Raw genomic sequence first — 11,705 nt, 5'->3', positions numbered from 1 at the left:
GGTGGACCTGCGCCGCTGGCACTACTTCGCCGTGCTCGTCGAAGAGATGCACTTCACCAGGGCGGCCGCCCGGCTGTTCGTGTCGCAGCCGTCGCTGAGCCAGCAGATCCGCGCCTTCGAGGCCGAGCTGGGTGTCGCGCTGCTGGACCGGTCGGGCCCGCGGTTCGCGTTGACGGACGCGGGCCGCGTCGCCGCGACGGAGGCCCGGGAGCTGCTGGACCGGCTGGACCGGGCGCGGGGCGTGATCACCGCGGCCGGGCGCGGCGACTCGGGACGCCTCCGGATCGCGTACACGCGCTCGGCGCCCGGCCCGCTGGCCGGTGACCTGGTCGCGGCCTACCGCACCCGCCACCCGGGCGTCGAGCTGGCCCTGGAGACGGGCTGGACGAGCTTCAACCTGGCCCGCCTGGCCGCGGGCGAGATCGACCTCGGCTTCGTGCGCCCGCCGGTCACCCACCCGGGTGTCGCGGTGGCGGCGGTCGGGTCGGAGGAGGTGCTGATCGCGCTGCCGTCCGGCCACGACCTCGCCCGCCGCCGCGGCCGCCTGCGGCGGGCCTGGATCGCGGCCGAGCCGGTGGTCTTCTGGCCGCGTGAGAACGGCCCGGGCCAGTACGACGCGATCAGCGCCCAGGTCTGGCCGGCCGGCGTCCCGCCGATCGTGCGCGAGGAGCCGGAGGACGAGCAGCTGATGCGTGCGGTCGCCGAGGGCGCGGGCATCGCCGCGGTGCCGGAACACCGGGCCCGCGCGTTGCGCCGCAAGGGCGTGGTGCTGCGCCGGCTGGAGGAACCGGTGCCGCGCATCGACCTGGGCCTGGCCTGGCGCGCGGGGTCGGTGTCCTCGGTGGTGCGGGCGTTCGTGGACCTCGCCGCGGGAACGCCGTGAAGATCCGCCCACCGGCCGGCCGGGCTATGCTCTCGGAGGCTCCCGTCGAAGGGTATTCCATGGCAGGCCACGAGATCACCGACCGCATCGCCGACCTGATCGACGAAGAACACCGGCTGCGCACCGGCGCCCTCCACCACGGCGGGCTCACCGCGGACGACCGCGTCCGGCTCAAGGACCTCGAGCGCCAGCTGGACTCGGCCCTCGAGCTGCTGCACCGTCGCCAAGCCCTGTCCGCGTTCGACGACGAGTGACCGGAGTCTCGCCCGGCTAGACGTGGGGCAGCTCGGGGGAGTCCGTGTCCAGCGGCACCGAACGCGCGCGCACCAGTCCGAGCTGGACGGTCTGGCGGCCGGTCAGCGTCTCCAGGACCCAGTCGGCGACCGTGCGCACGCGGTTGCCCGGCATCGCGCTCAGGTGGTAGCCGCGCGTCACGGCCTTGGCCAGGCGGCCGGAGAGCGGGATGTGCAGCGGGTTCGCCGCCGCGGCCCCGGCGCCGAGGTCGACGACGAACCCGAGGTCGTGGTGGCGGTAGCTGCGGGTGCGGCCCTGGCCGAGTGACGCCGCGACGTTGCGCCCGGCGAGCTTGCCCTGGCGTTCGGCGTGCTGCGCGGTCATCGCGGTGTAGCGGCCCGGCCGGGTGAGGTCGGGCACCGCGGCCGCGTCACCGCAGGCGAACACGTCGTCGCGGCCCGGCACGGTCAGCTGGGCCGTGACGACGACCCGGCCCTTCGCGGTCTCCAGGCCCAGGTCCGAGACCAGCGGGTCGGGCCGGACGCCGACGCACCACACGAGGGTGCGGGTCGGCACCAGGTCACCGGTGGTGAGGGTGACGCCCTTGGCGTCCGCGTGGTCGACCGACGTCTTCGTCAGCACCTCGACCCCGCGCGAGCGCAGCACCTCGTCGGCCGTCTTCCCGAGCCGCCGGTCGAGCTCGGGCAGGACGCGCTCGGCGACGTCCACCAGCAGCCAGCGGATCCGCTGCCCGGCGAGCTCGGGGTGCCGCGCGGCCAGCGCGTCGGTGAAGGCCGGGCCCTGCGCGGCCACCTCGGTGCCGGTGTAGCCCGCGCCGACGACCACGAACGTGCAGCGCGCGTCGCGTTCGGCCGGGTCCTCGGCCGCCGCGGCCAGCTCGATCTGCCGGGTGACGTGGTCCCGCAGGTACAACGCCTCGGGCACACCGCGGAAGCCGTGCGCGTACTCCGGCACCCCGGGGATCGGCAGCAGCTTGTTGACGCTGCCCGCGGCCAGCACCAGCCGGTCGTACCCGATCCGGTGCTCTTCGTCCTCGGGATCGGTGTACGTGACGGCCCGCGCGTCGAAGTCGACCGCCGTCGCCTTGCCGAGCAGCAGCCGGACCCCCGGCAGCGTCTCCGGGATCGACACGGTCACCCGCCGCGGGTCGAGGATCCCGGCCGCCACCTCCGGCAGCAGCGGCAGGTAGAGGAAGTAGTCCGTCGGGTTGAGCACGACGATCTCGACGTCCTCGGCTTCCTTCCGCAGGCTCTTCGCCGCGTGGTACCCGGCGAACCCGCCGCCGACGATCACGACACGCATGGATCTCCTTCCGGGGCACCGATCTTGGTCCTGGCGGATTCCCCCAGGTCGGGGGAAGAAAACCCGCGGGGTTGACCTGTCGGCGCAGGGGCGTACGGTCGGGTGGGTTGGCTGTTGTTCAGACACGTGCTCCGGTCAGCGCCCCTGAAAGCCGCGAAGGGAGCGCCATGTACCACTTGTTCCGCACGATCGACGAAGCCGGCGGGTTGACCGTCACGACCACCGAACGCACTGGTGGGGTCCGCGTCCTCACCCTGGTGGGAGACATCGACGCCGCCACCGTCGGCGTCCTCGACGAGGCCCTCGCCACCGGTGACCGCCTGGTCGCCGACCTGTCGCGGGTCGGCTTCCTCAGCTGCGCCGGAGTCCGGTCCCTGCTCGAGGCGGACGACCGCGTCGAACTGGCCGTCGTCGCCGGCGGGCACGCGGTCACCCGGTCGCTGGAAGTGACCGGTGCCGACCTGTTGCTGAAGCTGCACCGCCGCACGGGCGACGCGCTCGCCGCGCTGGCGGCCGTGGGCCTGCCCGCCGCGGAAGCCGGCCCGGACGCGTGAGCGCACCGGCCCGGCCGTCCACTGTGGCCGGTCGAGCCCGGCTCAGTCGTCCGGCCAGTCGCCGGTCGCCTTGCGGTAACCGACCGCGCCGGCTCGTTCGGTAGCGGCCTTGACGGCACCGAAGATCGCGCCCTGGACGGCGGCCGCGATGATCACCTGGGTCCAGGTGTAGTCGCGGTCGATGGCGTCCGGGGCGTCTTCTTCGCCGGCCGCGCGCTTCCAGACCTGCTTGAAGACCTGGCCCGCGAGGAGCCCGCCGAGAGCACCGACGCCCCAGCTGAGCGGTTTGTAGACGACCTTGTTCACGAGTTCCTCCGTCGCGCGATCAGCCGGATCACGATCACCAGGCCCAGCACGCCCGCGAAGACCGGCAGCGGGTTGCTGCGGACGGCGTCGGCGCCTTGGCGGAACTTCACCGCGGTCGGCTCGTTCGTGACGTCGGCGACCTTCAGCGTGGCCTGGTCGAGCTTGCCGTCGATGTTCTCGGTGACCCGGGTCTTCACGTCGAGCTTCTGCCCGAGCGCGTCCAGGGTCTCGGTCAGCTCTTCACGGGTGGCGTCGCGTTCGAGCCGCGCCTCTTCCGCGTTCTTCGGGAAGTCCCCGCTCATGAGTGCACTCCCTGTTTCACGGTGTCCACGTCTTCGCGGACACCGGCGATGGCTTCCTCCGGCACCGGCGGCACCGCCTGCGTGACTTCCTTCTTGCCGACCAGGGCGGCGACCCCGGCGATCAGGAACAGTGCCACGGTGACGATCAGCGCCGCCAGCCAGCCGGGGACCACGAGCGCCAGCGCGAGGATCGCGGTGGCGACCAGCGCCCCGACGCCGAACAGCGCGCACAGCCCGGCGGCGCCGAACAACCCGGCGCCTAAGCCCATTTTCTTGCCCTTGTGCTGCAGCTCGAAGACCCCGAGCCGGATTTCGTCCCGGACGAGGCGCTTGACCTCGTCGGACAGGTCCGACACCAGCTCGCCGACCGAGCGTTCGGTCGCGGGCTTCTTGTTCACTTCTTCGATCACGGAACACCTCCTGGGGCCGGGCTACCCGCGTTCCGGCGTGGATAACCACGCCGGATTTGCCCGGGTCGCCGCGCTGTCCTGCGGAAGGTCACTCGGAAGAGTGAAACCGCGGGGTGGGTACCGGCCCGTGGCGTTTCGCGTCCGGACGCCTCGGGTAGGCCGGACGCATGACCACCACGACAGCCAATGTCCCCTCCGTGGAACTGAACAACGGCGTCCGGATCCCGCAGTTCGGGTTCGGGGTGTTCCAGATCCCGGCCGACGACACGGCGAGCGCCGTGCGGACGGCGCTGGACGCGGGCTACCGGCACATCGACACCGCGCAGATGTACCGGAACGAGGCGGGGGTCGGCGCGGCCATCGCGGAGTCCGGCCTGGCGCGCGAGGACGTCTTCGTCACCACGAAGCTCGCCAACGACGCCCAGGGTTACGACAACGCGATCACCGCGCTGGAGGGCAGCCTGCGGCGGCTCGGGCTGGACCACGTCGACCTGTACCTGATCCACTGGCCGCTGCCGAAGACCGGCAAGTACGTCAAGACGTGGCAGGGCTTCGAGGACATCCTGCGGGCCGGGAAGGCCCGCGCGATCGGCGTCTCGAACTTCCAGCCCGAGCACCTCGACCGCCTCGCCGAGGAGACCGGCACGGTGCCCGCGGTCAACCAGATCGAGCTGCACCCGGCGCTGCAGCAGGCGGAACTGCGCGAGTACCACCGCGCCCACGGCATCGCGACCGAGGCGTGGAGCCCGCTGGCCCGGGCCGAGGTGCTCGAGGACCCGGTGCTGACCGGGCTCGCCGAGAAGTACGACCGCACCGCGGCGCAGGTCGTCCTCCGCTGGCACATCCAGCTCGGGAACATCGTGTTCCCCAAGTCGTCGACGCCGGAGCGGATCCGGCAGAACATCGACGTCTTCGGCTTCGAGCTCGGCGAAGAGGACATGGCGGCGATCGGCGGGCTCGACGACGGCCGCCGCACGGGGCCCGACCCCGACACCTTCACCGGGTGACCGGCGCGTTTCCCTGCGCTACCCGCCGGGTACCTCTTCCGGAGAGGTCCCCCAGGAAGGAGCGTCCGGCATGAGCACGAACGCATACCTCGCGTTTCTCTTGATCGGCGCGCTGCTGGTCGTCGCGGACGGCCAGATCATCTACCGCAGCGGCCGCCGCTACCTCGAAAACTCCTACGGCGACCCGGCCGCCGGAGCCTCGATGGCCCGGCTGGTCACGGTGCTGTTCCACCTGGCGACGCTGGGTGTGCTGGCGCTCGTCTCGACCATCAACATCGGTGGTGACCTGCCCAGCATCATCGCCCGGATCGGCGTGCTGCTGCTGATCCTGGCGCTGGCCCACGCGATCACGCTCGGCGCGCTGGCCCGCATCCGCGGCGAGCAGGAGGTCGAAGCCGTCGTCCAGCGGGGCGGCCGGCAGCGGATCGAACCGGAGCAGCAAGGCCCCACGGTCACGCCGGTGACGGGCCAGGACGGCCGGTACCCGGACGTCAGCCCGTCGCTGGACCAGCGGCCGCCCTACACGGCGCCGTAAGCCCACGCCCGCACCGAAAGCGTCACTTTCACGTGAAAGTGACGCTTTCGGCGTGTCAGTGCCCCGGGACCGGCAGGTCCAGCTCGGTGTGGCGGGTCGCCAGGGTTCCGGCCAGGTCGGCCAGCTTGACGTTCAGGTCCTGCGAGGCCTTGCGCAGGACGTCGAACGCCTCGTCGGCGGTGATGCCGCGGCGCTGCATCAGGATGCCCTTCGCCTGCCCGATCACGTCACGGCTTTCGACCGCTGTGCGCAGGTGGGTCGCTTCGAGCTCGGCGGACACGACGGACTCGGTGTGGGCCAGGGCCAGGGACGCGTGCGTCGCGAGCAGCAGCGCGGAGTCGATGGCGGCGGCGTCGAACGCACCGGGCTTGCGCGAGTAGATGTTCAGCGCGCCGGACAGCCGGGGCGGCCGGGCGTCCGGGATCAGCGTGGTCGCCAGCACCGAGTGGAAGCCGTGCGCCGCGGTGCCGGGGCCGAACGACGGCCACCGCGGGTCCCGGCCGACGTCCTGCGACCAGCCGATCGCCGGCCCGTCCGGGCAGGCGGACTCGACGCAGGGGCCCTCACCGTGCTGGTACTGCAGCTCGTCGAGCGTCAGGGCGATCGGGTCGGTCTCGACCGGGGTGTGGAACCGGCCGTCCGGGTCGCGCAGGGTGATGCTCACCAGGTCGGCGTCCGGGATGATCTCGACGGCCGCGCCGACGACCAGCTTGAGCACGCCACCGACCGTCGGGGTCGCGGCGAGCAGCGTCCGCGTCAGGTCGGCGAACTGCCGCGCCAGCGGACCGGCCTCGGCCGGGCGCGGGTCGTCCACACCGAACCAGGTGCGCTCTCCGGCCCATTCGTCTTCGCCGACGCTCATTTCCCTCGCTGCCTTCGTCCCTCGTGATGCGGTCCTTCCCATTCAACCCGATCCCAGTGTGCACCCCGGCCGGGCCGGGCGTGATCCCCGTCGCGGGTGTCGTCAACCGGCGGTGGTGGTTCCCCCGGATGCCGGGTCGAGCGCGCCGCGGACCCGGTCGACGAACCCGGGGCCCGGCCGGAGCTGGTCGGCCTGGGGCATCCGGTCGGCCAGGCCCGGGTGCGGCAGGGTCGCCGCCGCCTCGCGGGCCTCGACCAGCTCGCGGCCGAGCTCGCCGCGGCGGTCCGGGGACCAGTCCCGCCGGATCCGCGCCACCGCTTCGGGGCCTTCGTCACGCACGTGCCGCCGGACGGTGCGGATCAGCCCGCCCAGCAGCCGCTCGAACCGCGTCTCCTGCGGCCCGGCCCCCTCCAGCTGCCGCATCAGCCCGTCCGCCTCGGCGAGATCGCCGGCCCCGTCGAGGTAGGGCTCTTCGGCGACGGTGTGGCGGACCAGCGCTCCGATGAGGTGATCGGCGAGATCCTTGCGGTTCTCCGGGCTGCCTTGGCCGAGCTCCAGCTCGGTGCACAGCCGCTCGAGCTCCCGGTGGTCGCCGTCGAGGACGGTGGTGAGGTCGGTTGCGGGCTGGCGGTGGTTCATGCACGCTCCTGGTCCGGATTCGATTTCTTCCGGGTTACCCGCTGCCCGTGCGCCGAATCCCGTGTCGGCACCGGGCCCGCCGGGTAGCCGGTGAGGAAACCCACCGCCACCAGGAAGGACGTCCATGACTGCGCCGTCGATGGTGATCGAGCGCGAACGCAAGTACGAGATCGTCCCGGGCAGCGGGGTGCCGCGGCTGCTCGGTGTCGCCGGGGTCGAGACACAGGACGATCCCGTGGAGCAGGTCCTCGACGCGTCGTACTACGACACCCGGACCTTCCGGCTGGCCCAGGCCGGCATCACCCTGCGCCGCCGGGTCGGCGGCCACGACGCGGGCTGGCACGTCAAGCTGCCCGTCTCGGCCGACGAGCGCCGGGAGATCCAGCTGCCGCTCGGCGGGGACGCCCACAAGGTGCCCGGCCGGCTCAAGCGCCTGGTGCGGGCCTACACGCTGGGGGAGAAGCTGGTGCCGATCGCGCACCTGCGCACCGACCGCTTCGCCCACCGCCTCGCCGACGCCGAGGGCCGGACGGTCGCCGTCCTGACCGACGACCACGTGACCGGCGAGGCCGGCGGCGAGTCCGCGCGGCTCGACGAGTGGCGGGAGCTGGAACTGGAGCTCGACCCCGGCACGGAGCCGGGCCTGCTGGCCGAGTTCGACCGGGCGCTGGCCGAGGCCGGTGCGACCGCGTCGCCGTGGCCGTCGAAGCTGCGGCGCCTGATCGGCGACCGCGTGCCCGGACCGCGCCGCGCCCGCAAGAAGCCCGCCGCCGCGGACGTCGTGCTGACGTCCCTGCGCGCGCACTTCGACGACCTGCGCCGCGCGGACGTCGGCGTCCGGCTGGACGTCGCGGACTCCGTGCACCAGATGCGCGTGGCGAGCCGGAAGCTCCGCAGCGCCCTGCGCACCTTCGGGTCCATTGTGGACGAAGAGGCGACGGCGCCGGTCGCCGCCGAGCTGAAGTGGCTCGGCCACGAGCTGGCGCCGGCCCGCGACACCGAGGTCACGCAGGACCGGCTCGGCAAGCAGCTGGACGGCTTGCCGCCGGAGCTGGTGCTCGGACCGCTGCGCCAGTACCTGACGCGCTACTTCGCGCGGGAGGAGGAGCAGGGCCGGACCCGGGCGCTGGAGGCGCTGACCGGCAAGCGGTACCGGAACCTGCTGCGGGCGCTCGACGCCGTGCTGGCGGAGCCGGCGCTGACCGACAGCGGGCGCAAGCCCGCGAAGTCCGCGCTGCGTAAGCCCGTCCGCAAGGCCGCGAAGAAGCTGCACCGCGCCCAGGCCGCGACCCGCGGGCTGAAGGGCGCAGACCTCGAGACGGCCCTGCACGACGTCCGCAAGAAGGCCAAGCGGGCCCGTTACGCCGCCGACACCGTGAAGCCGGTGTACGGGAAGAAGCTGCGCGCGTGGCGCAAGAACGTCAAGGCCGTGCAGCAGACGCTGGGCGCGCACCAGGACACCGTGGTCGGCCGGGAGGTGCTGCACCACCTCGCCGTCGACGGGCACGGCGAGGGCCAGAACACGTTCACGTTCGGGATCCTGCACGGCCAGGACGCCGCGAAGGCGGCGCGGCTGCGGGAGGAGTTCGCGGGACAGTGGCGGCGGCTCCGGAAGGGCGACCGCCCCGGCTGGCTCGGCTAGCCGTTCGCGCGTACCGGCGGCGGCTCGGCAGGGCCGCCGCCCGGGACGGCGTCAGGCGTCGCCGGTGAGCTTGCCGCGCAGCTGCTCCAGCGTCTGCGACAGCAGGCGGGAGACGTGCATCTGCGAGATGCCGACGCGGTCGGCGATCTGGGTCTGCGTGAGGCCGCCGAAGAAGCGCATCACGAGGATCGCGCGCTCGCGCGGCGGCAGCTCCTGCAGCAGCGGCTGGAGGGCCTCGTGGTTCTCCACCATGGCCATCTCGTGGTCCGGCTCGCCCATGGTGTCGGCCAGCGAGAGCGCCTCGGCGTCGTCGTGCACCGGCTTGTCCACCGACAGCGCCTGGTAGGCGTTCCCGGCGAGCAGGCCCTCGCGGACCTCGTCGACGTCCAGGCTCAGGTGCTCGGCCAGCTCCGACGGCGTCGGCGCGCGGCCGAGGCGCTGCGACAGCGTGGCGGAACCCTGGCTGAGCGACAGGTGCAGTTCCTTGAGCCGGCGCGGCACGCGGACGGACCAGCCGGTGTCGCGGAAGTGGCGCCGGACCTCACCCATGATCGTCGGCACCGCGAAGGACAGGAAGTCGTGCCCGCGCGCCGGGTCGAAGCGGTCGACGGCGTTGATCAGCCCGATCCGGGCCACCTGGACCAGGTCCTCGCGCGGTTCCCCACGCCCGGAGAACCGGGTCGCGATGTGCTCGGCCAGCGGCAGCAGCTCGGTCACGAGCCGGCCCCGGACCACGTCGCGCCGCGGGTCGTCCGCCGCGAACTCGCCCAGCTCCTCGAACAGCGGCTCGCAGTGGGCGTATTCGTCGGGGCGGTGGAGGAGGGTTTTGCGCTCGGCGCTCACGCGCTCGTTCCCGGGTTGAGCACCAGCTCGATCGTGATGATGCCCGCGCCCCCGCCCGGCAGGACGTCGCAGTGCGCGGTCACCGACCGGCTCAGGGTGGTCAGCACGTGCCAGCCGAAGGTCCGGTCGCTGGGCGGCCGGGGGTCGGTCGACCGGGCCGAGACGACGACGTGCAGCGCGTCGGGCGTCTGCCGGAAGCGGCAGTGCAGCTGGGTGCCGAGCTCCGCGAGCTGGACCAGCTGCGCGCAGGCCTCGTCGACCGCCATCTTGGCGTCGGCGATGGCGTCCAGCCCGAAGTCCGCGCGGGACACCATGCCGTGGGTGAGCATCCGGACCAGGGGGATCTGCTCGGCCATGGCGGGCAACCTGAGCTCCACCACCTCGTCGAGCAGGCCGTCGGTCGACGGCTGCCCGCCGGACGTGCCACTTCGTGTTTCTTCCATACCGGACTGTCTACCCATCTGGGGGAACCCTGACACTTCGCGATCCGGACTCGAGGACGCCGTCACCGGCCGAGGGCCCGTTCGAGCTCTTTCTTGGTCATCTTGGAGCGGCCGTCGATGTTCCGCTTCTTGGCTTCGTTGTAGAGCTGGTCCCTGGTCGGGCCGCCCGGGCCCTTGCCGTTCCCGGAGCGCTCACCGCCGCGCTCCTGCGGGGACTTGTCGTTCAGGGAGGACGGGCTCGCCTCACGCGATTCACCCGACTGGGCCCGGTTCTTGTTCACCGTGCGGGCGGCGATCTCTTTGGCCCGCTCGGTGCTCGCGCCGCGGTCTTCCTGCGCGTCCTTGATGTGCTCGTACTGACGTTCGCGCTTGCCGCTCCAGGCCTGAGGCATGATCGCTCCCTTCGATGATCGGCGGATACCCGGTCCGCGACCGGGCAAACGTCGCGGTTGATCATCATCGGGGCCGGGTAAGCGGCGCGGGACGAGAGGAGCTCCGATGCGGATCGGCTACACCCTGATGACCGAGCAGACGGGTCCGAACGACCTGGTGCGCTACGCCGCCGGCGCGGAACGAGCGGGCTTCGCGTTCGAGGTCATGAGCGACCACTATTCGCCGTGGCTGGCCGAGCAGGGCCACTCGCCGTACGCCTGGAGCGTGCTGGGCGCGGTCACGCAGGTCACCGAACGCGCCGAGCTGATGACGTTCGTGACCTGCCCGACCATGCGCTACCACCCCGCGGTGGTGGCGCAGAAGGCGGCGACGATCCAGGCGCTGTCCGGCGGGCGGTTCACCCTCGGGCTCGGCGCGGGCGAGAACCTCAACGAGCACGTCGTCGGGCGCGGCTGGCCGGGCGCGAACGTCCGCCACGACATGCTCGCCGAGGCCGTCCAGATCATCGGCGGCCTCTTCGACGGCGGCTACTTCAGCTACGAGGGCAAGCACTTCCGCGTTGACTCCGCGAAGCTGTGGGACCTGCCGGAGACCCGCACGCCGATCGGCGTCGCGGTGTCCGGCGCCCAGTCGGTGCGCCGGTTCGCCCCGGTCGCCGACGCGATGATCGCCGTCGAGCCGAAGGCGGCCCTGGCGCGGGAGTGGGACGCCGCCCGGCCCGGTCCGGCGTCCCGCAAGATCGCGCAGCTGCCGGTGTCGTGGGGTACCGACCGCGACGCCGCGGTGAAGCGCGCCCACGAGCAGTTCCGCTGGTTCGCCGGCGGCTGGAAGGTCAACGCCGAGCTGCCGGGCCCGGCCGGGTTCGCCGGCGCCACCCAGTTCGTCCGCGAGGACGACGTCGCCGGGTCGATCCCGTGCGGCCCGGACGTCGAGCCGATCGTGGAAGGCGTGCGCGAGTTCGCGAAGGCGGGCTTCACCGACGTCGCGCTGATCCAGATCGGCGGCGACCAGCAGGACGGCTTCCTCGACTTCGCCGAGAAGGAGCTGCTACCGGCCCTGGCGGGGGACACGGCCTAGTCGGGCGCCGGTCTGGCCGGCCTGGAGCGCGGCCCGGGTCAGCACCCGGAGGTCCGCGACGCCCAGGAAGTCCACTTCGGACAGATCGACGTCGACGCGCCGCGGGTGCGCCCGGAGCCGGTCGTCGAGCAGGGCGCCCAGGTACGGCGCGGTCGCGGTGTCGAGGTCGCCCCGCACGGTGACCAGCACTTCGTGCGGGGCGGGCCGGCTGGTGCGCAGCCGTAACGCGGGGGTGCCGGGTTCGGTCCGGGG

General features: G+C 72.7%; 17 protein-coding genes. 7 read left to right on the top strand and 10 right to left on the bottom strand.

Annotated features, from left to right (window positions below):
• The first annotated feature begins 1 nt into the window (after position 1).
• Together OG439_RS15010 and OG439_RS15005 are read left to right on the top strand one after the other, a co-directional pair.
• Positions 2-883: a LysR family transcriptional regulator gene (locus tag OG439_RS15010; RefSeq protein ID WP_326949970.1), complete on the top strand. Its 882-nt coding sequence runs from the start codon at positions 2-4 to the stop codon at positions 881-883.
• Between the two features lie 59 nt (positions 884-942).
• Complete coding sequence (locus tag OG439_RS15005; RefSeq protein WP_326949969.1) at positions 943-1,137, top strand: DUF2630 family protein; 195 nt, start codon at positions 943-945, stop codon at positions 1,135-1,137.
• A 16-nt stretch (positions 1,138-1,153) separates the two neighbouring features.
• On the opposite strand, the gene OG439_RS15000 is transcribed toward OG439_RS15005, so the two are convergent.
• Positions 1,154-2,440, bottom strand: coding sequence for an NAD(P)/FAD-dependent oxidoreductase (locus tag OG439_RS15000; protein WP_326949968.1), 1,287 nt, complete (start codon positions 2,438-2,440; stop codon positions 1,154-1,156).
• 167 nt (positions 2,441-2,607) lie between these two features.
• On the opposite strand from OG439_RS15000, the gene OG439_RS14995 reads away from it, so the two are divergent.
• Entirely contained in the window at positions 2,608-2,994 is a 387-nt protein-coding gene (locus OG439_RS14995; protein ID WP_326949967.1) for an STAS domain-containing protein, read from the top strand.
• Positions 2,995-3,036: 42 nt separating this feature from the next.
• On the opposite strand, the gene OG439_RS14990 is transcribed toward OG439_RS14995, so the two are convergent.
• From OG439_RS14990 to OG439_RS14980, 3 genes are read right to left on the bottom strand one after another with little or no spacing between them, the layout of a single operon-like run.
• Positions 3,037-3,300 (bottom strand): DUF4235 domain-containing protein, encoded by a 264-nt coding sequence (locus tag OG439_RS14990; RefSeq protein WP_247052183.1) that lies wholly within the window; start codon positions 3,298-3,300, stop codon positions 3,037-3,039.
• Positions 3,297-3,602 carry a DUF3618 domain-containing protein gene (locus OG439_RS14985; protein WP_326949966.1) on the bottom strand — a complete coding sequence of 102 codons (306 nt, stop codon included), beginning with the start codon at positions 3,600-3,602 and terminating at the stop codon, positions 3,297-3,299. Before OG439_RS14985 ends, OG439_RS14990 begins: the two co-directional genes overlap by 4 nt.
• Positions 3,599-4,012, bottom strand: coding sequence for a phage holin family protein (locus OG439_RS14980; protein WP_326949965.1), 414 nt, complete (start codon positions 4,010-4,012; stop codon positions 3,599-3,601). The genes OG439_RS14985 and OG439_RS14980 overlap by 4 nt, the downstream gene beginning before the upstream one ends.
• A gap of 167 nt (positions 4,013-4,179) precedes the next feature.
• Between OG439_RS14980 and OG439_RS14975 the strand changes: the two genes are divergently transcribed.
• Positions 4,180-5,019: an aldo/keto reductase gene (locus OG439_RS14975; RefSeq protein WP_326949964.1), complete on the top strand. Its 840-nt coding sequence runs from the start codon at positions 4,180-4,182 to the stop codon at positions 5,017-5,019.
• A gap of 70 nt (positions 5,020-5,089) precedes the next feature.
• On the top strand, positions 5,090-5,554 hold the full coding sequence (locus OG439_RS14970; protein ID WP_247052179.1) for a hypothetical protein: 465 nt from the start codon (positions 5,090-5,092) through the stop codon (positions 5,552-5,554).
• A gap of 55 nt (positions 5,555-5,609) precedes the next feature.
• Here OG439_RS14970 and OG439_RS14965 read toward each other — a convergent pair whose 3' ends face one another.
• Both OG439_RS14965 and OG439_RS14960 read right to left on the bottom strand, forming a co-directional pair.
• Positions 5,610-6,416, bottom strand: coding sequence for a GAF and ANTAR domain-containing protein (locus OG439_RS14965; protein ID WP_326949963.1), 807 nt, complete (start codon positions 6,414-6,416; stop codon positions 5,610-5,612).
• A 102-nt stretch (positions 6,417-6,518) separates the two neighbouring features.
• Positions 6,519-7,055 (bottom strand): hemerythrin domain-containing protein, encoded by a 537-nt coding sequence (locus OG439_RS14960; protein ID WP_326949962.1) that lies wholly within the window; start codon positions 7,053-7,055, stop codon positions 6,519-6,521.
• Positions 7,056-7,179: 124 nt separating this feature from the next.
• On the opposite strand from OG439_RS14960, the gene OG439_RS14955 reads away from it, so the two are divergent.
• Positions 7,180-8,697 (top strand): CYTH and CHAD domain-containing protein, encoded by a 1,518-nt coding sequence (locus tag OG439_RS14955; protein ID WP_326949961.1) that lies wholly within the window; start codon positions 7,180-7,182, stop codon positions 8,695-8,697.
• A 51-nt stretch (positions 8,698-8,748) separates the two neighbouring features.
• Here the strand turns inward: OG439_RS14955 and OG439_RS14950 are convergent, their stop codons facing one another.
• From OG439_RS14950 to OG439_RS14940, 3 genes are all read right to left on the bottom strand, one after another.
• Positions 8,749-9,540: a SigB/SigF/SigG family RNA polymerase sigma factor gene (locus tag OG439_RS14950; protein WP_326949960.1), complete on the bottom strand. Its 792-nt coding sequence runs from the start codon at positions 9,538-9,540 to the stop codon at positions 8,749-8,751.
• Positions 9,537-9,983, bottom strand: a complete 447-nt coding sequence (locus tag OG439_RS14945; RefSeq protein ID WP_326949959.1) for an ATP-binding protein — start codon at positions 9,981-9,983, stop codon at positions 9,537-9,539. Before OG439_RS14945 ends, OG439_RS14950 begins: the two co-directional genes overlap by 4 nt.
• Before the next feature lie 62 nt (positions 9,984-10,045).
• The gene (locus OG439_RS14940) at positions 10,046-10,375 is read right to left on the bottom strand and encodes a plasmid stabilization protein (RefSeq protein WP_326949958.1); all 330 of its coding nucleotides are present in this window, start codon (positions 10,373-10,375) and stop codon (positions 10,046-10,048) included.
• 106 nt (positions 10,376-10,481) lie between these two features.
• On the opposite strand from OG439_RS14940, the gene OG439_RS14935 reads away from it, so the two are divergent.
• Positions 10,482-11,453 carry a TIGR03557 family F420-dependent LLM class oxidoreductase gene (locus OG439_RS14935; protein WP_326949957.1) on the top strand — a complete coding sequence of 324 codons (972 nt, stop codon included), beginning with the start codon at positions 10,482-10,484 and terminating at the stop codon, positions 11,451-11,453.
• Here the strand turns inward: OG439_RS14935 and OG439_RS14930 are convergent.
• The gene (locus OG439_RS14930) at positions 11,424-11,630 is read right to left on the bottom strand and encodes an STAS domain-containing protein (RefSeq protein WP_326949956.1); all 207 of its coding nucleotides are present in this window, start codon (positions 11,628-11,630) and stop codon (positions 11,424-11,426) included. The genes OG439_RS14935 and OG439_RS14930 overlap by 30 nt on opposite strands.
• Positions 11,631-11,705 lie beyond the last annotated feature (75 nt).

The sequence above is a fragment of the Amycolatopsis sp. NBC_01307 genome (assembly GCF_035975215.1).
Classification (GTDB): Bacteria; Actinomycetota; Actinomycetes; order Mycobacteriales; family Pseudonocardiaceae; genus Amycolatopsis.
Note: the sequence above shows the minus strand (reverse complement) of the source record. Positions and strands in the feature narration are given on the sequence as shown.